This window comes from Marinobacter sp. VGCF2001 (assembly GCF_049943275.1).
Lineage (GTDB): Bacteria > Pseudomonadota > Gammaproteobacteria > Pseudomonadales > Oleiphilaceae > Marinobacter.
On the sequence record NZ_JBNFVX010000012.1, the window covers coordinates 80,505 to 104,956 of the forward strand.

The 24,452-nt window shown below is 56.6% G+C and carries 22 protein-coding genes; 8 read left to right on the forward strand and 14 right to left on the reverse strand.

The features are described 5' to 3' along the window. Positions 1–17 precede the first annotated feature (17 nt). The 5 genes from ACP2AU_RS12290 to rpsB all read right to left on the reverse strand — a co-directional run bounded on the left by ACP2AU_RS12290 (position 18) and on the right by rpsB (position 4,100). Positions 18–788 carry an isoprenyl transferase gene (locus ACP2AU_RS12290; RefSeq protein WP_426376494.1) on the reverse strand — a complete coding sequence of 257 codons (771 nt, stop codon included), beginning with the start codon at positions 786–788 and terminating at the stop codon, positions 18–20. A 62-nt stretch (positions 789–850) separates the two neighbouring features. Then, positions 851–1,408 (reverse strand): ribosome recycling factor, encoded by a 558-nt coding sequence (gene frr, locus ACP2AU_RS12295; protein WP_426376495.1) that lies wholly within the window; start codon positions 1,406–1,408, stop codon positions 851–853. A 67-nt stretch (positions 1,409–1,475) separates the two neighbouring features. Further along, a complete protein-coding gene (pyrH, locus tag ACP2AU_RS12300) occupies positions 1,476–2,204 on the reverse strand; it encodes a UMP kinase (RefSeq protein ID WP_426376496.1) in 729 nt (242 codons plus the stop codon). 180 nt (positions 2,205–2,384) lie between these two features. Next, entirely contained in the window at positions 2,385–3,254 is an 870-nt protein-coding gene (gene tsf, locus ACP2AU_RS12305) for a translation elongation factor Ts (protein WP_426376497.1), read from the reverse strand. A gap of 93 nt (positions 3,255–3,347) precedes the next feature. Next, positions 3,348–4,100, reverse strand: a complete 753-nt coding sequence (rpsB, locus tag ACP2AU_RS12310; protein WP_426376498.1) for a 30S ribosomal protein S2 — start codon at positions 4,098–4,100, stop codon at positions 3,348–3,350. A 274-nt stretch (positions 4,101–4,374) separates the two neighbouring features. Here rpsB and map point away from each other — a divergent pair, with 274 nt between their 5' ends. The 6 genes from map (at position 4,375) to dapE (ending at position 11,611) form a co-directional block, all read left to right on the forward strand. After that, positions 4,375–5,145 (forward strand): type I methionyl aminopeptidase, encoded by a 771-nt coding sequence (gene map / locus ACP2AU_RS12315; protein WP_426376499.1) that lies wholly within the window; start codon positions 4,375–4,377, stop codon positions 5,143–5,145. Beyond that, complete coding sequence (locus tag ACP2AU_RS12320) at positions 5,146–7,791, forward strand: [protein-PII] uridylyltransferase (RefSeq protein ID WP_426376500.1); 2,646 nt, start codon at positions 5,146–5,148, stop codon at positions 7,789–7,791. Next, a complete protein-coding gene (gene dapC / locus ACP2AU_RS12325; RefSeq protein ID WP_426376501.1) occupies positions 7,788–8,990 on the forward strand; it encodes a succinyldiaminopimelate transaminase in 1,203 nt (400 codons plus the stop codon). The genes ACP2AU_RS12320 and dapC overlap by 4 nt, the downstream gene beginning before the upstream one ends. Beyond that, positions 8,987–9,328 carry an ArsC family reductase gene (locus ACP2AU_RS12330; protein ID WP_426376502.1) on the forward strand — a complete coding sequence of 114 codons (342 nt, stop codon included), beginning with the start codon at positions 8,987–8,989 and terminating at the stop codon, positions 9,326–9,328. The genes dapC and ACP2AU_RS12330 overlap by 4 nt, the downstream gene beginning before the upstream one ends. Before the next feature lie 41 nt (positions 9,329–9,369). Then, positions 9,370–10,398: a 2,3,4,5-tetrahydropyridine-2,6-dicarboxylate N-succinyltransferase gene (gene dapD, locus ACP2AU_RS12335; protein WP_426376503.1), complete on the forward strand. Its 1,029-nt coding sequence runs from the start codon at positions 9,370–9,372 to the stop codon at positions 10,396–10,398. 82 nt (positions 10,399–10,480) lie between these two features. Then, on the forward strand, positions 10,481–11,611 hold the full coding sequence (gene dapE, locus ACP2AU_RS12340) for a succinyl-diaminopimelate desuccinylase (protein ID WP_426376504.1): 1,131 nt from the start codon (positions 10,481–10,483) through the stop codon (positions 11,609–11,611). A gap of 33 nt (positions 11,612–11,644) precedes the next feature. Here dapE and ACP2AU_RS12345 read toward each other — a convergent pair whose 3' ends face one another. Continuing rightward, on the reverse strand, positions 11,645–11,863 hold the full coding sequence (locus tag ACP2AU_RS12345) for a SlyX family protein (protein WP_426376505.1): 219 nt from the start codon (positions 11,861–11,863) through the stop codon (positions 11,645–11,647). Between the two features lie 121 nt (positions 11,864–11,984). Between ACP2AU_RS12345 and ACP2AU_RS12350 the strand changes: the two genes are divergently transcribed. Continuing rightward, positions 11,985–12,524 carry a cold-shock protein gene (locus tag ACP2AU_RS12350; protein ID WP_426376506.1) on the forward strand — a complete coding sequence of 180 codons (540 nt, stop codon included), beginning with the start codon at positions 11,985–11,987 and terminating at the stop codon, positions 12,522–12,524. Between the two features lie 73 nt (positions 12,525–12,597). Here ACP2AU_RS12350 and ACP2AU_RS12355 read toward each other — a convergent pair whose 3' ends face one another. The 3 genes from ACP2AU_RS12355 to ACP2AU_RS12365 all read right to left on the reverse strand — a co-directional run bounded on the left by ACP2AU_RS12355 (position 12,598) and on the right by ACP2AU_RS12365 (position 15,392). Next, positions 12,598–12,972 carry a hypothetical protein gene (locus ACP2AU_RS12355; RefSeq protein ID WP_426376507.1) on the reverse strand — a complete coding sequence of 125 codons (375 nt, stop codon included), beginning with the start codon at positions 12,970–12,972 and terminating at the stop codon, positions 12,598–12,600. Further along, complete coding sequence (locus ACP2AU_RS12360; RefSeq protein ID WP_426376508.1) at positions 12,944–14,347, reverse strand: hypothetical protein; 1,404 nt, start codon at positions 14,345–14,347, stop codon at positions 12,944–12,946. The genes ACP2AU_RS12355 and ACP2AU_RS12360 overlap by 29 nt, the downstream gene beginning before the upstream one ends. A gap of 133 nt (positions 14,348–14,480) precedes the next feature. Next, entirely contained in the window at positions 14,481–15,392 is a 912-nt protein-coding gene (locus ACP2AU_RS12365) for a DUF1853 family protein (RefSeq protein ID WP_426376509.1), read from the reverse strand. A 64-nt stretch (positions 15,393–15,456) separates the two neighbouring features. Here ACP2AU_RS12365 and ACP2AU_RS12370 point away from each other — a divergent pair, with 64 nt between their 5' ends. Beyond that, complete coding sequence (locus tag ACP2AU_RS12370; RefSeq protein ID WP_426376510.1) at positions 15,457–15,897, forward strand: VOC family protein; 441 nt, start codon at positions 15,457–15,459, stop codon at positions 15,895–15,897. 92 nt (positions 15,898–15,989) lie between these two features. Here the strand turns inward: ACP2AU_RS12370 and ACP2AU_RS12375 are convergent, their stop codons facing one another. The 5 genes from ACP2AU_RS12375 to ACP2AU_RS12395 form a co-directional block, all read right to left on the reverse strand. After that, positions 15,990–16,514 carry a hypothetical protein gene (locus ACP2AU_RS12375; RefSeq protein ID WP_426376511.1) on the reverse strand — a complete coding sequence of 175 codons (525 nt, stop codon included), beginning with the start codon at positions 16,512–16,514 and terminating at the stop codon, positions 15,990–15,992. 39 nt (positions 16,515–16,553) lie between these two features. Further along, complete coding sequence (locus ACP2AU_RS12380; protein ID WP_426376512.1) at positions 16,554–17,147, reverse strand: hypothetical protein; 594 nt, start codon at positions 17,145–17,147, stop codon at positions 16,554–16,556. A 776-nt stretch (positions 17,148–17,923) separates the two neighbouring features. Beyond that, positions 17,924–18,997 (reverse strand): hypothetical protein, encoded by a 1,074-nt coding sequence (locus tag ACP2AU_RS12385; RefSeq protein WP_426376513.1) that lies wholly within the window; start codon positions 18,995–18,997, stop codon positions 17,924–17,926. Further along, positions 18,994–22,317: a hypothetical protein gene (locus ACP2AU_RS12390; RefSeq protein ID WP_426376514.1), complete on the reverse strand. Its 3,324-nt coding sequence runs from the start codon at positions 22,315–22,317 to the stop codon at positions 18,994–18,996. Before ACP2AU_RS12390 ends, ACP2AU_RS12385 begins: the two co-directional genes overlap by 4 nt. Beyond that, positions 22,314–24,434, reverse strand: coding sequence for a type VI secretion system Vgr family protein (locus ACP2AU_RS12395; RefSeq protein ID WP_426376517.1), 2,121 nt, complete (start codon positions 24,432–24,434; stop codon positions 22,314–22,316). The genes ACP2AU_RS12390 and ACP2AU_RS12395 overlap by 4 nt, the downstream gene beginning before the upstream one ends. Between the last annotated feature and the right edge of the window lie 18 nt (positions 24,435–24,452).

The following is a 24,452-nucleotide window of genomic DNA, read 5'->3' on the forward strand; positions in this document are numbered from 1 at the left end:
TATCGGTCGCTTGGTCGTTATTGTTGTGCAGCGCGAGCGGCAATCTGGTCGTCGGTCTGACCGAAACGGCGCTGACGATGGGCGTAGGCGTCAAGCGCCTGGAGCATTTGTTCGCGCTTGAAATCGGGCCAGAAAACGTCAGAAAAATAGAACTCTGTATAGGCCAGATGCCAGAGCAGGAAATTGCTGATGCGCTGCTCGCCCGCAGTCCGGATGAGCAGATCCGGCATGGGCAGGTCACCGATGCTCAAACGCTCCTGAATCAGGTCATCGGTTATATCAGAAGGCTCAAGCTGCCCACTGCGAACCAGCTCAGCTACCTGGCGGGTCGCCTGGGTGATATCCCAGTGGCCACCGTAGTTGGCTGCGATCACCAGTGTCATGCCGGTATTGTCGCGGGTCAGGGCTTCAGCCTTGTCCATATGGTCTCTGAGAACCTGGCTGAAGGCCGAGCGGTCTCCGATGACACGCAGGCGGATGTTGTTGCGGTGCAGCTTGCGCACCTCTCTCTCCAATGCAATCAGGAACAGCCGCATCAGAGCCGAGACCTCATCCTTGGGACGGCGCCAGTTTTCGCTGGAAAAGGCAAACAACGTGAGGACTTCAACCCCCTGCCTGGCGCAGGTTTCCACCACCGCCTTAACCGCGTCTACCCCTGCCTTGTGGCCAGCCACTCCCTTCAGCCGGTGCGCCTTCGCCCACCGATTGTTGCCATCCATGATGATCGCCACGTGTCGGGGGCAGTTGTCTGCTGCCACCGGAATTTCTGCGGTTACCTTTGCCGTCATGAAATCCTCTGTGCAGCGGGACATTCCCGCTGCTGGTTTTTCGCTTCAACGAACCCGGGCGATCAAACCGCCATCAGGTCCTCTTCTTTCGACTTCAGCATCTTTTCAACTTCAGCAACGTATTTGTCGGTGAGCTTCTGAATCTCATCCTCACCCTGATGCTGATCGTCTTCGCTGATTTCCTTGTCCTTGACCAGCTCTTTGATCATGGAGTTTGCGTCACGACGCGCATTACGGATAGACACACGCCCATGCTCTGCATCTGCCTTGGCCTGCTTGACCATGTCTTTACGGGTCTCTTCGGTCAGCATCGGCATAGGCACCCGGATGATGTCGCCACTGGTGGCGGGATTCAGGCCCAGGTCAGACGTCATGATGGCCTTTTCAATGGTGGGCACCAGGTTCTTTTCCCAGGGCGACACTGTCAGTGTGCGGTTATCTTCCACGTTCACACTGGCCACCTGCTTCAACGGTGTCTCCTGGCCGTAGTAGTTCACCATCACGCTATCGAGAATGGACGGATGCGCCCGGCCGGTGCGGATTTTGTTAAAAGCCGAATGCAGAGCCTCCAGGCTCTTTTTCATCTTCTTCTCGGCGTCAGCTTTAATATCGTTAATCACGTAAGCTTCCTCAATTCGTTTGTCTGATTCTAATCAGGCACCGGCACCCTTAGCGCCGCGCCCGGGCTCACTCGATAAGTGTGCCATCCCGTTCGCCGGTTACAATGCGGGTCAAAACGCCGGGACGATTCATGTCAAAGACGCGAAGCGGCATACCGTGATCCCGCGCCAGGCAGATCGCCGTCAGATCCATCACGCCCAGCTTTTTGTCCAGAACCTCATCATAAGTCAGGTGATCGTATTTTTCTGCAGCGGGATCGAGGTGCGGATCAGCGGAATAAACACCATCCACCTTCGTTGCCTTGAGCACCGCATCGGCTTCGATTTCGATGCCACGCAAACAGGCCGCGGAATCTGTGGTAAAGAACGGGTTACCGGTTCCCGCACTGAAAATCACCACGTCACCTTCTTTCAAGTCCCGCACGGCACGACGACGATCGTAATGTTCAACAATACCACTCATGGGAATGGCGGACATCACGCGCGTCCGGATATTCGAGCGCTCCAGCGCATCGCGCATGGCCAGCCCGTTCATAACCGTGGCCAGCATCCCCATGTGGTCTCCCGTCACACGATCGAGGCCGGCTGCGTTCAAGGCTGCCCCACGGAACAAGTTACCCCCACCGATCACCAGGGCCACCTGGACACCAATACCAATCAGCGCACCGATTTCCAGGGCCATGCGATCAAGGACTTTGGGATCAATACCGAAACCGTGGTCTCCCATCAGGGCTTCGCCACTGAGCTTGAGCAGAACACGCTTGTATCTGGGCTGGTTCTTCGAAGTTGTCGGCATGATGATCCCCTTCTCGTCTGTTGGCTATCCGGCGTCAAACCCGCTGCAGGCTTGTATCTGACATACTCCTCAGAAAAGGGGTATCTCAGATACAAGCCCGCCACGAAAGCCGGGCGAACCCGACTGACGTGGCAGACTCAGGTGGCACTGTGCATAGTGCATCAGTGCCTTAAAGCGGAATCAGGCCTTGCCTGTGCCGGCAGCAGCAGCTACTTCTGCGGCAAAATCCACTTCTTCTTTCTCGATGCCTTCACCCACTTCCAGGCGGACGAAGTCGACCAGCTCGCCACCGGCGGCCTTGATCAGATCACCCACTTTCTGGTCCGGGTTCTTGACGAACGGCTGTTCAACCAGGCTGTTCTCAGCCAGGAATTTTTTGATGCGGCCACCCATCATCTTTTCAACGATTTCAGCAGGCTTGCCTTCCATATCGGGCTGGGCCTTGATGATGGCTTCCTCTTTTTCCAGCTCTTCAGCCGGCATATCTTCGGGCTTGCCGACGCGCGGGTTAACCGCAGCAACGTGCATGGCGATATCGCGGGCCAGCTCTGCATCACCAGCACTCAGGGCAACAACAGAAGCGATCTTGCTGTTGCTGTGAACGTAACCACCCACAACCGGGCCTTCCACTTTCACAACACGACGCACAGTGATGTTCTCGCCGATCTTCTGAACCAGCGCTTCACGCTTGGATTCCAGATCGCCTTCCATCAGCTTGGCAACGTCTGTTTCGCCTTTCTCGAAGGCAACGTTCAGGACATCGTCAGCGAACGCCATGAAGTTGTCGTCACGGGCGACAAAGTCGGTTTCGGAGTTCACTTCCAGAATGAACGCCACGGTATTGTCGTCAGACACCTTGATCAGTGACACGCCCTCAGCGGCGGTGCGGCCGGCTTTCTTGGCGGCTTTCAGACCGGATGACTTACGCAGCTCTTCAATCGCAGCGTCAACGCTGCCGCCAGCTTCAACCAGTGCTTTTTTGCACTCCATCATGCCAAGGCCGGTACGCTCACGCAGTTCTTTGACCATTGCGGCGGTAATTGCAGCCATGTTCAATCCTCTTGTCTATTCCGAATTCGGTGGGGAGATATGCCCGCATAAACGGGCGGGCACATCTTACAACTCAAACGCCAGGCCGGGATGTTACTCAGCGGCCGGAGCGGCGCCTGCGGCATCTTCGCTGACTTCAACAAACTCGTCAGCGCCGGCGCCTGAAGACTGCGACGCCTCCATGCAGGTGTCGGCTACCGCTTTCACGTAGATCTGGATAGCGCGGATAGCGTCATCGTTACCCGGAATCACGTAGTCAACGCCGTCGGGATCACTGTTGGTATCAACAACACCAATAACCGGAATGCCCAGCTTGTTGGCTTCCTTGATGGCGATACGCTCGTGGTCTACGTCGATCACGAACAGTGCGTCGGGCAGGCCGCCCATATCTTTGATACCACCAATGGAACGCTCAAGCTTGTCCATTTCACGGGTACGCTCAAGGGCTTCTTTCTTGGTCAGCTTGTCGAAAGTACCGTCCTGGCTCTGGGTTTCCAGGTCACGGTAGCGACGGATAGACTGACGGATGGTCTTGTAGTTGGTCAGCATACCACCCAACCAGCGGTGGTTAACGTACGGCTGACCGGAACGACGAGCTTCTTCTTTCACAATCTTGGAAGCCGCACGCTTGGTACCAACAAACAGGATCTTGTTCTTGTTCTCAGCCAGTGACTGAATGAAGTTAAGCGCTTCATTCATGGCCGGAACAGTCTGCTCCAGGTTGATGATATGAATCTTGTTACGGGCGCCGAAGATGAACTTCGACATTTTCGGGTTCCAGTAGCGAGTCTGGTGACCGAAGTGAGCACCTGCCTTGAGCAGGTCACGCATATTTACCTGAGCCATGATAGTTACCTTTTAGCTTCGGGTTAGTCCTCCACGCGTCCGATTGACCCAACCTGAACTGCTTCAACAGCAGCAAAGGCACCCTGGGACAACGTGCCGACACGTGTGTGAATTTGCCGGATTCGTTTCCGGCGGGCGCGTTTATACCATAACTGCCGGCCGTAACGCCATTACTTTTAGCGCCGCACTATCGCCAGCATAGCCCGCCGGTGCCTTGTACCTTATGTCGCCGCCCCTTAAAATGCGGGTTTGACACAAATCAACAGGAAGCGTGATGCAGGTAACTATCAAGACCCCCGAAGAGATTGAAAAGATGCGCGTGGCCGGTCGACTGGCTGCCGATGTTCTGGAAATGCTCGACGAACACGTCAAACCCGGCATCACCACCGAAGAACTCGACCGCATTGCCCACGATTACATCGTGAATACGCAGCAGGCTGTCCCTGCCCCACTGAATTACAAAGGTTTCCCCAAGTCGATCTGCACCTCCGTCAACCACGTGATCTGCCACGGCATCCCGTCGGAGAAAAAGGTGCTGAAAGACGGCGACATCATCAACATCGATGTGACTGTCATAAAAGACAGCTATCACGGTGACACCAGTAAGATGTGGATCGTGGGTAAACCCAAGCCTGGCAGCGAGCGCCTGATCCAGATCACCCAGGAATGTCTCTATAAAGGCATTGAGCTGGTCAAACCGGGAACCCGCCTGGGTGATATCGGCCACGTCATTCAGCAGCACGCCGAAAAGCATCGTTATTCAGTCGTGCGCGACTACTGCGGCCACGGCATTGGCAAAGTGTTCCATGAGGAGCCCCAGGTGATGCATTACGGCAAGCCCGACACCGGCATGGAACTCAAAGAGGGTATGACCTTTACCATCGAACCCATGATCAACCAGGGTAAATACCAGACCAAGCTGATGGCAGACGGCTGGACTGTGGTCACCAAAGACCACAAACTCTCGGCCCAGTGGGAACACACACTGCTGGTAACCGCCGATGGCTGTGAAGTGCTGACCCGCCGATCGGAAGAGTCCTTCTAAGTGGATCGTAGCGAGCTGGAATCCCGCATCACTAACGATACCTCACCGGTATTCGCAGCGCGCGAAGTGCTGCGGGGCAGCTACAACGCCGACGCAGAGGCCTTTCGCCAGGGGGCCGATGTCCGGGCTCTGGTTCATGCCAGAGCCAACACCGTCGACAAGGTGTTGCGGCTGATCTGGAATCGCTATCCATTTTCCCGCTCCTCTGACATTGCCCTGGTGGCGGTGGGCGGCTACGGCCGCGGGGAGCTGCACCCCCATTCCGACATTGACCTGCTGATTCTGACCCGAGTCGGGATAGAAGAGAGCTGGCAGGATGATCTGAGCGCGTTCATCACTCTGCTCTGGGACCTGAAACTCGACATCGGCCACAGTGTTCGCAGCCTGTCAGAATCGGTGCAGGCCGCCCGGACAGACATCACCATTCTGACCAACCTGCTGGAGACGCGAACCATTGCCGGCCCGGACGGTTTACGGGCCGAGCTCAGTGAGCAGGTGTATTCAGACGACGTCAGCTCAGACCGCGACTACTTCCTCGCCAAACGGGAAGAGCAGCAGCAACGCCACAGAAAATACGGCGACACCGAGTACAATCTGGAGCCCAACGTCAAAGGGTCACCCGGCGCCCTCCGGGACATCCAGACCATTGGCTGGATCACGAAACGGCATTTTGGCCTGCAGAATATTGCCGACCTCACCCGTTTCAGCATCCTGACCGAAGAAGAGCATCAGATTCTGTATCAGGGAGAGACCTTCCTCTGGCAGCTCCGCTTTGGTCTTCAATTACTGGCCGACCGCAACGAAAATCGCCTGCTGTTTGACCACCAGCGAGCGCTGGCGCAAATGCTCGGGTACCAGGACGAAGGCAAACGCCTGGGTGTGGAACTGATGATGCAGCAGTACTACCGCACCGTGCTTGCACTGGCGGAGCTGGCGGACGTAATCCTGCAGTATTATGACGAGGCCATCATTGGCAGCGGCGGAGAAGATGAAATCCGCCCCTTGAATAAGCGTTTCCAGGTTCGCAACCTTTACATTGAAGCGGTAAACAATCAGGTGTTCGCCTACGCCCCGTACGCGATCATGGAAATCTTCGTGCTGATGGCGCAACACCCGGAGATCAAAGGCATCCGGGCCACTACGATTCGTTCACTCCGGGCCCACAGGCATCTGATTGATGACGCGTTCCGCTCTGACCTGGCCGTCACCACGCTGTTTATGGAGCTGCTACGCACGCCCCATGCCCTGGACCAGACCCTGTCGGCCATGAAGAAGTACAACGTGCTGGGCCGCTACCTGCCGGAGTTCGGCCAGATCATTGGCCAGATGCAGCACGACCTTTTCCATATCTATACGGTAGACGCCCACACCATGCGGGTGATCCGCAACATGGTGAGGCTCAACAGCACCGAGGCCAGAACCGAATACCCCCTGGCCTCGCGCCTGATACACCGGCTACCCAAACTGGAAACCTTGTTTATTGCCGGCCTCTACCACGACGTGGCAAAAGGCCGGGGCGGCGACCATTCCGAGCTTGGCGCCATTGATGCCGAAGCCTTTTGCGAGCGGCACCATCTCAGTGAACGGGACACCCAACTGGTGTCCTGGCTGGTGGAAAACCACCTGTTGATGTCGATGACCGCGCAGCGCAAGGATATTTCCGACCCGGACATCATTCAGGCCTTTGCCCGCGCGGTACCCAGCCTCGCCCACCTGGACTATCTCTACATCCTCACGGTTTGCGATATCAGTGCCACCAATCCCAAACTGTGGAACACCTGGCGCGCGTCGTTGTTGCGCCAGCTTTATATAGAAACCAAACGGGCGCTGCGCCGCGGCACTGACAATCCGGTAGACCGGCAGTCCTGGATCCGGGCCACCCAGGAGGAAGCCAGGGAAATCCTCCACGCCCAGAACATGACCGATGAACAGATCGACCAGATCTGGAATACCGTGGACGACGAATACTTCCTGCAGGATTCCACTGTCGATATCGCCTGGCAAACAGCCGCCATCATTCGCCACGGCGACAACCCGGATCCTCTGGTGCTGATCCGGGACACCCGGGGTGGCCCGACTGACGGCTATTCCCAGATCATCATCTACATGAAAGATCGTGTCGCCCTGTTTGCCGCCACCACCGCTGTTCTGGAGCAGCTGAACCTGAACATTGTGGATGCCCGCATCAATTCCACCGAAGGTCCCTATTCCATCAGCTCCTATGTGGTTCTGGATGACAAGGGCCAGCCGCTGGGTATCGACCCGGCCCGGAAGGAGCGCGTACGCAAGCGACTGATTGAAGAACTGGACGACCCGGAAGACTATCCGGACATCATCCATCGCAGAACGCCAAGGCAGTTGAAACACTTTGCGTTCCCGACCGAGGTGACCTTCTCCAACGACACCATCAATCAGCGCACGGTGATGGAACTGATCACGCCGGACCGCCCCGGTCTGCTGGCGCGGCTTGGCCAGGTGTTGCTGGAACACCGTGTGCGGCTGACCAACGCCAAGATTGCCACTCTGGGAGAGCGGGTTGAAGACGTGTTCTTCATCACCGACGAACAGGGCGAACCCCTGCGTGACCCGGGCGTGTGCCAGGCCCTGCAACAGGACCTCTGTAAAATGCTGGACGAGATTCAATGAACCCCAATCTGGAAAGACTTCACCCCTATCCCTTTGAGAAACTGGCCAAATTAAAGGCCGGCATTTCAGGCCCCGAACACCTGGCGCCGATTTCCCTGGGGATTGGCGAACCCAAACACCCGTCGCCGGCCTTCGTAAAAGAGGTCATCGCTGACAACCTGGAAAAACTGGCAAACTACCCCACCACCAAAGGCACAGACGAACTTCGCGGGGCCATTTCAACCTGGGCAACGAAGCGCTTTAACCTGACAGCAGGTTCGCTCGATCCGCAGCGACACGTGGTGCCGGTCAACGGCACCCGAGAAGCCATCTTCGCGCTGGTTCAGGCGGTTATAGACACCACCAGACCGGCGACCGTGGTCAGCCCCAACCCTTTCTACCAGATCTACGAAGGGGCGGCTTTTCTGGCCGGGGCGACGCCGGTCTATCTGCCCTGCGACGGCAGCAACGGTTTCATTCCGGATTTTGATGCCGTCCCCGAATCGGTCTGGCAAGACTGCCAGATTCTGTTCCTGTGCTCTCCCGGAAACCCCAGCGGTGCTGTGATCCCCCGGGAAACCCTGATCAAAGTGATTGAATTGGCCGACCGGCACGACTTTCTGATCGCCTCGGACGAGTGCTATTCAGAGCTCTACCCGGATGAAAACAACCCGCCGGAGGGGCTGCTGCAAACCTGCGCCGCCATCGGCCGTCACGATTTCAGTCGCTGCGTTGTGTTCCACAGCCTGTCAAAGCGCAGCAACCTGCCCGGCCTGCGCTCCGGCTTTGTCGCCGGTGACGCCGATGTTCTGGCCGGCTACCTGAAGTACCGCACCTACCATGGCTGCGCCATGCCGGTTCACAACCAACTGGCCAGCATCGCGGCCTGGAACGATGAGGACCATGTCCGGGAAAACCGGTCGGCCTACCGGGCGAAGTTCGAGGCCGTTGTCCCCATTCTCCGGGAGGTCATGAACGTCGACTTTCCCGATGCCGGCTTCTACCTCTGGCCGGAAACACCCATAGACGACGAAACCTTCGCCCGGGAATTGTCTGCCCGGCAGAATGTGCACGTGTTGCCCGGCCGCTATTTATCCCGCACGGTTGACGGCCGCAACCCGGGTGAAAACCGCGTACGCATGGCGCTGGTGGCTCCGCTGGAGGAATGCGTGGAAGCCGCAAAACGTATTGTTGAGTTTGTAAAAGGTTTTGAGCAATGAAGCTATACGGCATCCGCAACTGCGACACCGTCAAGAAAGCCCGGAAATGGCTGGATGAACAAGGCGTGGACTACCAGTTTCACGACTTCAAGAAAGACGGCCTCACCAGGGAGCAACTCAGCCACTGGGAAACGGCCGTTGGCTGGGAAACGCTGCTGAACAAGCGCGGCACCACCTGGCGGAAACTTCCGGACGAGGTTCGTGATACCATTAGCGCCCAATCTGCCCACCAGATCATGCTCGAGAATCCTTCGATCATCAAACGTCCCGTTGTAGAGCGTGGTGACGATGTAACCGTGGGATTCAATGCAGACGACTGGGCTGCGTGGCTGAGCTGAACACTTTCTGACTATTTGATGACAACAGGAGCAAGCACCCGATGAGTTTTGCATTCGGTATCGGAATCGGCACCCAGAACAACCAGGGCGAATGGCTGGAGGTTTACTACCAGCAGCCGATCATGACACCCGACAGAGACCTGATCGACGTGGTTGAGTCCGCGCTGGATTACCAGGGCGGCAACCAGGCCATCAGCGTGCAGGCAGAGCAATTGGTTCAGTTCGCCAACGCCCTGCGCCAGCTGGGCCGGACAGACCAGGCCAAACTGGCCGAGACGGCCGCCGAGAGCAAGCGCCCCGTGGTGGTAACCGTACTGGCAACGGATGATACCGCCTCCAGCACGCCGGAGGTGTACCTGAAGCTGCACCTGATTTCCCATCGCCTGGCCAAGCCCCATAGCCTCAAACTGGACGGCATCTTTGGCCTGCTGCCGAACCTGGCGTGGACCAACGAAGGCGCCATCGACCTGAACGAACTGCCCGAGCGGCAGCTGCAGGCGCGCATCGAAGGCCGCATCCTGGAAGTAAAATCGGTCGACAAGTTCCCGCAGATGACCGACTACGTTGTGCCCAAAGGCGTGCGCATTGCCGACACCGCTCGTGTGCGCCTGGGCGCGTATGTAGGCGAAGGCACCACCGTTATGCACGAAGGCTTTATCAACTTCAATGCCGGCACCGAGGGCACCAGCATGATCGAAGGCCGCATTTCCGCCGGCGTGATGATTGGTAAAGGTTCAGATCTCGGCGGCGGCTGCTCCACCATGGGCACCCTCTCCGGCGGCGGCAACATCATTATCTCGGCGGGCGAAAACTGCCTGCTGGGCGCCAACGCCGGTATTGGTATCCCTCTTGGCGACCGCTGCACTGTCGAGGCTGGCCTGTACATCACGGCGGGCACCAAGGTGGCCCTGCTGGACGACCACAACCAACTGGTAGAAGTTGTAAAAGCGCGGGATCTGGCCAGCAAGAACGACCTTCTGTTCCGTCGTAACAGCCAGACCGGTGCCGTGGAGTGCAAAACCAACAAATCCGCGATCGAACTGAACGAAGAACTGCACGCCAACAACTAAGGCCGCCGCTCTGCCACAAAACCCGCCGGCATCGCGGGTTTTGTGGTTTTATTTCCGATTCCATTCGAACAGGTTTTTCTCTATGTCTCTCTCGCCCACCCTGGAACTCGCCATGGACCTCATCCGCCGCCAGTCTGTGACGCCGGACGATGCGGGCTGCCAGGAACTCATGATGTCGCGTCTCGCTCCATTGGGCTTCAGCGGGGAAAGCCTGCGCTTTGGCGAAACCGACAACCTCTGGGCCCGCAAGGGCGATGGCGGCCCCGTGCTGGCCTTTGCCGGCCACACCGATGTGGTGCCCACCGGACCCGAGAAAAGCTGGGCGTACGCACCGTTCGACCCCGTCATCAAAGACGGTTATCTATACGGCCGCGGCGCGGCCGACATGAAAGGAAGCCTGGCGGCGTTCATCACCGCCTGCGAACGTTTCGTGGCTAATCATCCGAATCACCGGGGCTCGCTGGCGTTGCTGATCACCAGTGACGAAGAAGGGCCTGCCCAGGACGGCACCGTGAAAGTGGTAGAGACCCTGGAGGCCCGGAACGAAAAAATGGACTGGTGCCTGATCGGCGAACCGTCCAGCACGCATGAGGTGGGCGACGTAATCAAGAATGGCCGCCGCGGCTCACTGCACGGCTATTTGACGGTTCACGGTGTTCAGGGCCACGTGGCTTATCCACATATGGCGGAAAATGCCGTACACAGCGTTGCACCCGCACTGGACGCGCTGGCCAAAGAATTCTGGGACAACGGCAACGACTTCTTCCCACCCACCACGTTCCAGATCACCCGCATGGAAGCGGGCGTGGGCAGCAACATTGTGCCCGGGGAATGCCTGGTGCATTTCAACTTCCGCTACTGCACCGAAAACACCGCGGAAAGTCTGGAAGAACGGGTGGTTGCCATCCTCGACCGCCACAACCTGAAATACGATCTGCAATGGCACCTCAGTGGCCGGCCATTTTTGACCGATAAAGGCGCGCTGGTGTCTGCCGCCCAGAACGCCATTCGCTCTGTCACCGGCCGCAAAACCGAACTGTCTACTTCCGGCGGTACTTCAGACGGCCGTTTTATTGCTCCCACCGGGGCCCAGGTACTGGAACTCGGCCCGATCAATGCCACCATTCATAAGGTGGATGAGTGCGTAAAAGCCGAAGATCTGGACACGCTGTCAGAGATCTACGAACAGATTCTTGTGGAGCTGCTTGGGTAAAAAACAAACCAGGGGCCCTTGCCGGGCCCCTGATCAGTAATGTGGTGGCGGCGTTTCCTCTTCCTCCGGGCGGATGTTCGACGGCGAGATGTCTTTTAACTGCTTATGCAGAAGCTTCTTGGCGTCCCACAGTTCCCGGATATCCATTTCCTGCTTGGCCACCTGATCACTCAATGTGTTGATCAGCTCATCCTGGAACGCAAGTCGCATTTCCAGTTCTGCCAGTCGATCTTCCAGGGAGGTTTTGCTCATGAGATTTGGTCAGCCCTTTCTTTAATCTGGTATCATGCCGGCTTTTACCGGCCAGGCATGCCATTTTACCCGATGTCCGGCTTTTTATCGTCAGTGTTAAACCATGGAGAATAAAGAACCAATGCGTAATCCAGCCAAAGCGATCCTTGTTGCCGTTCTGATCGCAATTCCGGCGCCTTTTGTACTCGGGCTTTTGCTTACCACCACACCAGAACCTCTCAAAATCCTGGCACTGGGCCAAGGCCTGGAAGCTCTGGGCAGCCAGGGAGGCGTAGCAGCCTATCTGTTTGCTTTTGTGATCTTCGCCGTAGCCGCGTTTCTCGCAATTGCCGTCGCCGGCAAGCAGCCTGCCACACAGAACTCAACCGCTCGCAAAGCGCCTGCTCGCGCTGCCCAGCCGAGCAACCAATACGACGATGAAGAGGACGATTTTGACGACAGCACTCCCGAAGGTAACGAGGAAGGCACCGTCAAATGGTTCAACGTCAAAAAGGGCTTCGGCTTTATCGTACGTGACAGCGGCGATGAGATTTTTGTGCATTTCCGCGCCATTCGTGGCCGTGGCCGTCGCGTGCTGCGCCAGGGCCAGCTGGTCCGGTTTAACGTGGTTGAAGCGGACAAAGGCCTGCAGGCAGACAATGTGTCTATCCTGAGCGACTGAGCCTCTCAGCCCCTCACGCCAAGAAAAAAGCAGCCTCTCAAGGCTGCTTTTTTCGTACAGGAATCTATGCTTCTCAGTTCCAGACCACTAACTGCTCACCACGCTGATCCAGCCGCCACCACTTTTCATCCTCCACCGGATCTCCCTCTTTCCACTCGCCCGGGCTACAACGGATTTCGGTATCCATGGCGCGCCAGGCACTGCGGGCACAATCCAGGTCGCTGTTCCAGGGCAATTCATCCCCCTCCAACAGCAGCGAGGTGAAACGTTTGCCAAAAGCGCCCGGGTAAAGCGTAATTCGCACTCGATTTCCGCTATACCGGGCGCTTCCCTTAACCACGGAACCGACATCAGCGTCGTCCAGACGCAGTTCATCAAGCTGCCCCTCCAGCCAGCCAGACACGGCGGCCGGTTCAAGGTCACGAATGTAGATTTCCAGATCCTGCACCCAAGGATTCTCCCTGCTGTTGTTCGCAATGCCGCACATAGTGAACCGGCCCGGGCCTCGCTGCAACCCACCGCTCCAGTTCCTCTCGCAGGTCTTCCACCAGCAATCTTCGCAAGGTTCCGTTGCGCTTGCGCTCATGCCAGGTGATATCCGCTGCAACCTGGTCAATCCTCAACGCCTCGGCCTCCTGCTCCGGAGTGATGGCATCTTCCCCGCGAGCCATGGCAACCAGGGACTGACGGCGACAGGTTTCTCTCTGGCCTGCCAGCGACAGCGCCGACACCGAGCCCCGGTTGGCGAATAAATCCAGCCGCGCACAGGCTCGCCGAACCCACTGAAGCAAGCCTCCCGGGCTGCTCACACAGCGGCTCTGCCTGGAAACCGCGTAATCCAGAGCAGCCTGTGAAATCTGAACACCCCAGCGTTTTTCAATGGCCGGTTGATGCGCGGTCAGAATCGCCTTTCGCTGGTATGAACTCACCATCGGCAATTCCAGAACCTCGAGATCCCGGCCCAGTATCCGGCCCAACCGTGCCCCAGCACCCGAATCCGGCTCCGAACCGCACCCCACCAACAGAATAGGCCCGCTCCAGTCGGAAACCAGAGTGCGCATCAGCCCCAGAGGCTCTGCGATCAATACCAACAAATCTTCCGGGCTGACATTATCCAACACCAACGCCGGCCAGTGGTCCGCCGCTGCACCCCCGGATGGTAGAACCGGTTGGTCACATGACAACACTTCGGATTCCCGTCGCGGATCAACCTGCACCCAGGACAGCCCCGGGGTTGCAAGCAGGGACTGCAGCCAGGCGGTCTTGCCGGCACCCCTCACGCCGCGGACCCAAATCAGCGCCTCGGGATTGGCAGCCAGTGCCACCGCCACGTCTTCCGACAACCCTAACCAACCGGTATCGGTGATAGCTACCGGATCAAAAAGCGGGTCAGACCCGGCTGCGGTGAACACATCACTGGCCGCCGGCCAGTGGCCAACCAGTTCCAGAACAGCCACATAGGCTTTATCCTGCAAACGCTCACACTGTGCAGTGAGCGCCCGCAACAAACCTGGCCAATCCAGCCAAGACTCCCGGGCATTCTCTCTTGCCGAAGCGATCCAGTAGATCAGTTGGGAGGACAGGTCTCCATCCCCGGCTACCTCAGTCACAATCGGCTGTTCACCCTGAATGGTGCGTACCAGTTCGTCCAGATCAATACTCTGGCGCTGAAGAAACGGCGGAATGGCGGGGACGGCATCGAGTAATGCCAGCAAAAAATCTTCAGCGGTAATCACCGAGCCACCCCGGCGCACAACGTTGTCACGGGCCATCAACAACGCGGTCTGACACTCGGGAGACAGACATCCTTGCCAATCTTCCATTGATTATTCTCCTTCCCTGGCTTGCCGGCATCGTCCTGACGCCGCTCTGACAGCGATGGATTCTAAAATCCGTCGTTCCCGCTGACAACGCCCGGGACCTGTTTCTGTGAACAGGGCGGCTACTGCCATGGTATTAGTCGGCCACTTTCGGCCATGGCAACGGCATCACAAACACCCGATCTTTTTCCACCCAAGAACCGGAGTCCTCGCATTCACCCAGAATCGCGAACAACTGGGGCGTGCCAAGTGCCTCAACACGCTCAAGCGCCCTCTTCCCCAAAGACACATCCGGAGCCTGCGGCTGGGCCCAAGGGCCAATCCAGTTCGGTTTATCCAGAGGCACCCAGCAGGTGCGGTTCTGCTGCCGCGCCTCGTCAACCCACAGCCAACGGCCGCGAAGGTGAGACGCCGGTGCCTGAGCCGGAGGTGCCGGTACCGTTTGTTCATCCGGATAGAACAAGTACCCCGGCATGAAGATGCGGGGAACGATAGGTTCGCAAATGCCGAGACTGGCTAATAAATCCAGCGTCTCAGGCCTCCGGCACAGCTGGCTTTGATGGTTCACCAGCCGATCCGTTTTTAAATCCAGACGATCCCGGGCGTTGGGGCCGAACCATCGGGTCTGGCTTTCCTCCCCCCGGAAACCCAAATAGAACTTGATGGCAATCTCGTGATGTTCAAGTTGCCCCGACTCGCGATTGCGGACCAGAAAATCAAGCTCCCCCAGAGTACGGTCGCCCGCACGAATCTGCTGGTTTTGCAGGATAATATCCCACCCAAGCAGATCCCGAAGCAGCACCTCGTACAAACGCTCGACATAATGGCCAAGCCGGCGCTCCGGGCTTTCCGCCAACCGCGGAGGCAGAGCCTCAGGATTCTTCTCCCATTCTTTGAGCATCGTCAGAAACCCGGGTGCCAGATGCGCCGACGGATTGAAGCTGAACTCATGCCGCAATAACTGAGGCGCCAGACACAACCAGGCAAGGTGTCGGACAGCAGGTATCTTGAACGCCAGCAACGTCTCGATCATTTCATTTTTAGTCATAGCCGAAGAATACCGTAAACTGGTGCAGACACCATTCAGAACGATGCAAGTGAAGGAGAACCTTATGCAATACCTGCACACCATGATTCGGGTGAGCAACCTGGACGACACACTCCACTTCTTCTGCGACCTGCTGGGCATGGTGGAAATCAGCCGCAAAAGCAATGAAAAAGGCCGCTTTACCCTGGTGTTCCTCGCCGCCCCGGAAGACGAAGCCCGGGCCCGGGAAGACAAAGCGCCCATGATCGAACTGACCTACAACTGGGACCCGGAAGAATACACCGGCGGCCGAAATTTCGGGCACCTGGCCTACCGCGTTGACGACATCTACGCCCTGTGCGAGAAACTCCAGGCCAACGGCGTAACCATCAACCGCCCGCCACGGGATGGCCATATGGCGTTCATCAAAACGCCGGATGGTATCTCTATTGAATTGTTGCAGAAAGGCGAGGCACTGCCGGCTCGGGAGCCCTGGGCAAGCATGGAGAATGTCGGGAGCTGGTAAAGCCCCGTTGATTCTGTCATGGCGCCGGTGTTCGATGGGCCATGACAGAACCGAAAACCTTTTTAAATCGGCCCCGCCCGAGTAAGAAGCCGTTACTCGAAGATGTACGTCCCACTTTTACACTTCCTCACATCCATAAATCCCATGTGAGGAAACAGTCGGACCTTGTTCGTGTACGAGAGCGCCCCCCCGGCAACGGCCAGCAAAACACCCACGATCGAGACGACCGGGAAATGGTTGAAGAAATAGACATAGCCAGCAGCAACAGTGATACAGAGCAGAATAAATGAGGCATACCCGGTGAAAGACTTTCTGAACAGGCCGACAAAATAGAAAATCGTTAGAATGAACGTTGCGACGATGGCTTGCCAGCCGAACTCCTCATCCATCGGGACCACGTTGGAGTAGATCACCCAAATCCCAAAACACGCCTGAAGCAGGCAGAGCGTCAGTAGGATCCGGTTAAGCAGGACGGTTTGCATAGACGGTGAGCCATGCTCGAACGTTGCGATCTTATTAGCCAGACGCATTTGATTGCCCGACTGCTTTTTGAGCTGCTCGAAGATTTCGTTTCGGCTTAAGCCCTGCTTCATGAGTTCTTTGATTTGATAGTCCATTGTTTACTCTCCTTGTAACGTTAAATTGGCCAAGCACCCTCAGGCCGTTTCCTGCCGACTCTGGCGATAGGTGGGCATATCCACACTGCCTAATTGCGGAGTGACTCTGCATTGCCTACGGCCCCAGGCATGCTGCCGCTGGTTTTTCAACAGCTCCGCTCCCGCTTCCTCCTGCCATTCCTCCAGGTCGAGGTCTCGCCAGTAGCGGGGGTTACGGCCAATCGTCTGGTCGTACTTGGCGGTCACCGGGTCCAGGTGACGAAACGGCTCCAGCCGGGGCATATCTGGCAGGGGCTGGGTGACGTCCATGTAGCGTTGCAACATATCCCACAGGGCCAGCACCTCGGTTTTCTCTGCCTCGATATTACTCAGAGACGTTTTATTGAATTGCTTCTGGGTGTACCGATGCACGAACATCAGTCGGTAGAAGATGCCGCCCCGCTGCACCACGCGCTCCACGTAGGCATCGAACTCCACAAACGGGGCCTCAAAAACACGCCCCTTGCCCAAGGCAAACTTTACCTGCCCGGCAACCCGGTTGAACTCGCTGCAGCCGTCTTCCAGAGTTTCGTCTAACTTCTTTTCCAGGGTTTTCTCAAAGGGTTTCAGGAGGGCGCCAACGACGTTGGTCATAAGCCAATTGGTGGTAGGGGGGATGATCCAGAATGCAAAGAAAATCCATGAAGGCACTAAGACTACGAGCAATAGCGTGAAAAGAAAGGCTGGCAACTCAAAATAGTCAGAAACACTAATTATACTCCAACCAACTAAAGCCACCCCCCCGATAAGAAGTGTAAATATCCAAGTAAATGGCACCAGCAATATCAGAAATTTGAGCCCCATTTTTTCATTTAGGAAACGCAATCGCTGGTGATCCCACCACCAGTGTTCCTTATAGAATTCTGGATCGTCTCGTTCACTGGACTGAACGGTATCAATATCCCCCACGATTCGGTGATACGGATTAACGTTCGCGTAAGCACCATACGGCTGAAGCTCGTCACCCGTTCGTTCTCGTTTAGTCCGAGTTTCCGGTAGCTCGATCACCTGATCAGACCGATAGGCAGTCGAAGCGTAATGTTGTGTCTCCATTGGCATGGTCATACAGAAACTTCCCTAAAAAACCAATACGGTGCTAATGGCTCAGAACGCGGATTAACAATACGGCTGGGTTTATCTGGTGCACGGCCATGGCGGGTATCATTATAGGGCTCGTAATTCCCCGTGACAGGCGCGGGAAAGACTACGGGGCCCAGTTCCGTATCCACCACGGCCTGCAAGCCAACACGTACCACTGTGCTGACCTCCTCCTGATACCCAAAACTCTGGAAGCTGCTGCTCTGGAGTTCTCGTTTAACCAAAAAACGCACGGCGGATTCATGAGGCAGGGACTGCCTCGCCATAGCATTTCAAACCGGCCAGGCATCTGCCGGGCGTAGCTTTCGGTATTCCGCCATCGAGATCTTACCGAGTTGCGGCGTGAGCCGGCACTTGCGCTTATTCCAGGGATATTCCTCCTGCCGCTTCAGCCATTCCTTGCCCTCTCCTTCCCTCCAGGCTTCCAAATCCAGATCGCGCCAGAAGCGAGGGTTACGGCAGGTGTGCAGGTCATGTTCAGCGGTGACAGGATCCAGGTGTCGGAATGGTTCCAGCCGTGGTACATCTGGCAGGGGCTGCGTCACATCCATGTAGGTCTGCAGCATATCCCAGGTGGCCAGTACCTCTGATTTGCTGGGCTCAATGGAGCTGAACGCCATCTTATGAAAGGACTTCTGGGTGTAACGATGCACCAGAATCAGACGGTAGAAGACACCGCTTTGTTGGATAACACGGTCAACATAGGCATCAAACTCCACGAACGGCGCCCGGAAAAAGCGCCCTCCTCCCAGGGCCAGCTGAACCTGGCCGGTGATTCGGTTGAATTCGCTACAGCCGTCGTCAAGGGTCTTGTCCAGGCTTTTGTTGATGGCTTTTTCGAAGGGCTTCAATACGAAGCCCATTCCGGTGCTCATGAGCCAGTTTGTGGTTGGCCTCGCGATCCAGAACGAGATCAACATCCATCCTGGTACGAGTATCAAACCTAAAATACCAACAAGGAGGCCTGGTAGGTCATACACACCGGCAATCGTGAGCACACCCCACCCGATTAATGCCATCCCACCAATGACCAGCGTCAAGATCCAGACAAAAGGAACGATTAACAGTAAAAGTTTAAACCCAAACTTCTCATTCAGAAACCGAATGCGTTGGTGGTTCCACCACCAGTCACTTGACGTAAACTCCGGATCAGACGTCTCATGATCTTGAAGCGCCGCGACGTCCTGAATGGTTCCAAGATAAGGGATTGCGCCCGCATAGACACCAATGGGCTGCAATTCTTCTCCAATCCTCTCCCGACTGCCAGGAGATACCGGCAGGGGGTTAATATTTTTGGCGCGAAATGCCTCGCTAGAATACGAGGAGATATTCAAACCCTCACTCATGCAGTGACCTCAGCAAAGTACCAATACGGAGATTGTGGTTGGATATCGGTATTCCAAACGTTCATTTCTTTGGAAGGTGGCTGGCCGTGCCGTGCAACGTCGAACGGCTCATAATTCTCAAACAGAGGTGCGGGAAAAACCAGTGGCCCTAACTCTGTGTCGAGTGTTGCCTGTAGTCCCACTCTAACGCGGGTAGTCACAGATTCTTCAAGATAGGGACGCTGGTAATGGCTATCTTGAATCTCACGCTTGACCAAGAAACGCACCGCTGATTGCTGGGGCAGCGACTGACGGGCAGTTACTTTAATGAGGGGCGTTGCATCAACCACCTTGGTGGTGGTGTGTGAATTCATTAATCCTTGAGAGGGAACAGTAGTTGTCGTTGATAGGTATGCGATTTCCTGAACCACCAATCTGAAGGGGCTAGCAGGTAGGCCCTCAGTGCATTCCTGTTGCAACCTAAGACGGCTGACTAGCGGTAGGCGAATAGTAATTACGTAGTCCTCTGGCTCTGGTGGATAGGCCTGATGCACCAACCCTGGGTCCGGCTCCACGTCAGCATATCGATGCGCTACCACTTCAATTGGTGAGAGCAACGCAAGCAACTGACTATAATACGCTTTATCGTCCCGGCCAGGCAGCGAGTCGTCAGGATGAGTTCCCCAGGGACCTCGCTTGATCAGCTGTTCGAAGGTGTTGTCAGTTACTGAACCTGCATAGAGACCACCACCAACCGCCATAGCTAGACCAAAAATAGCCCATCCCCAGCCGGGAATTGCCAACAACGTGTGCATGAGCGGGGAGGCAAGGACAATTAAACTACCAGTCATTGCGATGGCGTGTCCTGTGGCAGCATCGAAATCCCGATTTGAAAGACTGATGCGCATCTCCCAGAAACTCAATCCGGCGCCGATCGCGCCTGCGACGAACGTAGCTAAGCCTGCAACTCTAACCAAAGTTCCGGCTTTGACAGCCCTGAGCCGTTTTCCTACTAAAAGCCAATTTTTCATATCGAACAAAGGGCGAGACGCTATTTTGTAGGCTAGTCCCGTAGTTCCACCGTTTGCCGCAGCGGATCGACCTAGTATTTCACTGAGTTTTAATGACGCGGCAATCAAATCTGATCCTGCGCCGCCTGCTGCCTTTGCAAAAGACAACGTGGCATTTCTTTGTTCTGAATCGTAAGCCTTCAAGAAGGATTGAAATTCAAGGAAAACGTTAAAAGCCGCTAAAACCACCAACCCTCTAGACACCGCAGGCCCGTCAACCACCTCATTTGCGCGCTTCGCAAAATCAACCTTCAACAAACTCAACTTTCGAGCCTCTGGATGATCATCTGGTGCTACGAATACCGAGCTTGTGCCAGCGACCCTTTGGATCGATTCCTCGATCTCGTCGGACATCCGCGCGGGGCTTGTGGAGCCTACCATCCGGCCAGAATCATCCATCAAGTCGGCGTACAGGTAATCCTTGGCTCTTGTGAGAACACCCTCAGTTCGATCAAAGTCTGTCAGACCGCGTTTCATTCCGTTGCTGTAAACACCGACGATAGAGCCGGAAAGGGTCGCATCCGCCCGCGTCATTACATCGATGCGCCTCAGGCTGGGGTCCCCGAGTGCGAAGTTTGAGCGGGCTCCCTGCATGATTCTTGGGAGCTCAACTTCCTGAATATGCCCGCCTTCCATCAGGCGCTTACCAACTGCAAGCAGTGCCGAACTCCACTCGTTGAGTGAGCCTGCGATCATACCGCTCACTTTACCCGCATTAGCGACGCCTCTGATCCCGGACTCGGTCTCACTGTGCTGCTCGTTTAACTGTTTCTCAAGGTAAACCAAAGACTGCATATTCAGCCGATTCAACCGCTCTTCATCGATGTCTGCCGTATCCTGAACCAGCTTTTCAAGGCTTTGCATCAAAGGTTCGGCACCTTCTTCTGCAGTTTCAGGAGCCCACTTACTCAAAAATGCGCCCTCAAGAACCCAGCGGCGGAGCTCCTGCAGAACCCAGTCCCTACCGACAACGCCCTGGGCCTGGAGCACGCCCGGAATTTGCTGAAGCAGATTAAGGTTATCCGCAACCAACAGGTATCCCTCGCAAATTGCTACATCCTGACAGGTCCGGTAATCCTCGAGCACTGCATCGTAATCGCCGCTGCTCAGCAGTCGGCGGAGCGTGTCGAGGTGCCGGTCAATCACAGCGATGGCATACTGCTTTTCTTCAGTTTTAAGGGTTTGATCCAGTTTGGAGCGGTCGACAGCCGATGCATATTGGGCGAAGGGGTTTTGGCCATTGGGTCGAGGGTCGAAAATCGCCTGGCGGATAAGCATTGCAGAGTGCGCCATCGGATTGTCCCGAATGGAGGCATCCACGGCATCCATATAATGCAGGGCAAGATGAAGCTGCGACAAGGAGTGCCGGACCTCGAACAAAGGATCTGGCAGCGCCAGGCAGGCAATCCCCGGTTGCTGTCTCAAAGCGCCCAACTGGTCCTCGCCTGGCTCACAACTTAGGTCGAACGGTGCTTCAAGCAGCCGGCCGAGCTTGACGCAAAGTTCAACGTCTGCCGGACCGTCAAAACCCAACACATAATTACTCGGGTTCTCCAGCATCAACTCGATGCCAAGGTCCCTCTCCCTAAGTTCCGATACATCCTCAACCCTGGACGCCACAAAGCCGCTTTCGAAGTTCAGGCCCTCTACACTGGATGTAGCCCAGGCTGGACCTACACCGGTTGTTCTAGCCTTGCAGGCGGGTTCGTTCTGTTCAAGCTGCTCGATATAGGACCAATCCCACTGAACTTCGCTGTACGCCATGCGGAAGTCGTGCATGACAGCCTGTCCCTGGAGGAAAACCGGTATCAATAGATCGTCGAGCCAATCGCCACTGGAGGGCCTGATAATCCGAAGACCAGAGCCAGGGTCCATCACTTCCGCGCGAACGGCCTCAAGATCCACGTCACTAAAACGCGATTTTTCGTCGATCTCCAGCTCTCGCCAGAGTCGGCCTTTGCGAAAAATGTACAAATACCCGGGACGAAGCATTGCCACAGCTTTGCCCTGATAAACGTTAACGCCGCCACTGTTGACCGGCAGATTACTGGCGATCTCCGCCAGAGGCTTTACTCGAAGCAGCGTATTTTCCTGATAATCGTCCCGCTCAATATTGGATCTTGCCTGCTTGAGAAGAGGAACAGATATCTTGCCGCCGTCACGCTTGGGGATCGTCAGCACCAGGTCTTTGGGATCTGTATCGTCATAATCCGCTCTTCTGAGAATTGAGCGATCCAGAGACTCATCTGAGAAATCCACCGTGTCCGTCATACGCTCTCCCCTCCTTCGCTTCCTTTCACCGCCTCTACTGAATCCCGCTCCAAGTGCCCACCAATCACATCAATAATCAGCTTTCGATCAGAGCCCGGTAACTGTTCAAACTCCGTTTGCTCGGGAGAGGCACCTTTACGCTGACGAACCATTGCCAGTTCAGGAGACTGCTGCATTGCTGCCCGATCTCTATCAAGCACTGCAGGCAGTTCCGGAGCAACTGAACTCTGCCCCGAACCACTCCCCGGGCTGCCCCCGGAATTAATCTTGATCCCCGGCCCACTCAAGGTCACGCCGCTGGGGTCCAGCTTGATAAAGCTTCCACCCCCGGAAATCGTCAGCTCAGCACCTGCATCCAGCACAACCTTGGCACCGGCCTTGTGATGCACTTCGGTGCCGGCTTCCGAGGCCATGGTACGGGCGGTTTTCTGATGGTAGGTGCCGCCCACGGTCTGGCTGCAGTCTGCGCCAACGGACAGCCGGTTTTCGCCGTCGGTGGTGCAATGGTCTGCCGCTTTGGTGTGGCTGAAGCGGTTGTTTTCCACCGTCAGGTGGCTGTCGTTCCTGATGACTTCGGTGCGGTTGTTTTCCGTCAGCAGGTCCAGGTCTTTCTGGGCGTGCACGTAGATCTGCTCTTCGCCGGCTTCGTCTTCAAAGCGCAGTTCGTTGCTGCCCTCGCCCTTGTGGGTTTTGGTTTTCAATGTTGTGCGGGTTTTGTGCTCCGGCAGCGCGTACGGCGGTGTGTTGGTGGCGTGATAGGTGCGACCGGTGATAATGGGCTGGTCCGGATCGCCGTCCAGGAAACTGACGATGACCTCGTGGCCGATTCGGGGCAGGGCCATGAAGCCATATTGGCCACCGGCCCAGCCCTGGGTCACGCGCAGCCAAGCACTGCTGTGTTCATCGTTCTTTGAGTATCGATCCCACGGAAATCTTACCTTCACCCGGCCATACTGGTCGCAGTGGATTTCTTCACCCTCGGGACCGGTGACGAGCGCCATCTGGGGGCCGTCCATCAGCGGTTTGTGGTTGCACAACGGCCGCCAGGTTTTGTCCGCCGGGATGACGGTGAATTCGTTGGCATAACTGGTCGGTTCGCTGCCGCCCTCTTCTTCCAGGGCCTGGGGCTGTTTGCCGGTGTGGGTGATGGCGGTCAGTAGCCATTCCCGGTTCAGGGTCTGGCTGTCGTGGCCCTGCAGTGCCACTTTGGCGCCGGGGGTGAAGTCCGGGCGGTTGCTTTTGCCGTTGGCCATAGACGCATCGTTTCGCAAGGCATCCAGTTTGTTCTGGGTGAACGGCTGGCCGCTGGCGTCGGCTTTGTAGCGGCCGGGGTAGTCGTAGTGCTGGTAGTCTTCCCGGTGATTCGCGTTGGCAGCACTGTGTTCATGCATCAGGGCGTAGGCGGGGTTTTTGAAGGTGTAGTCTTTCATCGCCACCGATGAAGCCCGCACCCGTTCCTGGTAGGCGAACTGGAACACGCAGGCCTGCTTTGTGCTACCACCGGCTTTGGTGTTGCAGGTAACCGGGTCCAGTTTCGGGGCGTCGCCATGGTGGTCAGCGAGGATTAACGCCGGTTGTTCTTCGCCATCCACGCTGCCGTGCTGGTAGCGGTAGTGCCAGCCTTCTTCGGCGGCCAGCCGTTCCAGAAACTGCAGGTCGGTTTCCCGGTGCTGGACGCAGTATTCCCGTTCTTCCGGTGGGCGTTTGACGTCAAAGATGGAATCCACAATGCCCCGCTCTTCGAGCAGGGTGCGCACGACGGCGTCGGTGGCCTGGGTCTGGAAGATGCGGCTGTTGTGCATCAGGCCCAGGCGCCATAACGGCGGCTGAATCACCACTTCGTAGCGGGTGCGGCGGTGGCCGGTGTCGCCCCGAACGAATTCGTTCACCACGCCGGTGAACCGGCGCAGGGGCTGGCCGTTCTGCCACACCACCAGGTCGACCGGTTGTTCCAGTACGTCGGCGGCGGCTACATCCGGGTCGGTGCTGGCCAGCTGTAACCGGCCATGGAACAGATCAGACAGCCGTTCGGTCAGCGCGAAGCCAACCACGACAAAATGATCGGAGGGGAATTCGCCTACACGGGCGGTGAACTGCAATCCGCTTGCCTGGGGCATGACTTCGGTCCCTGAAGA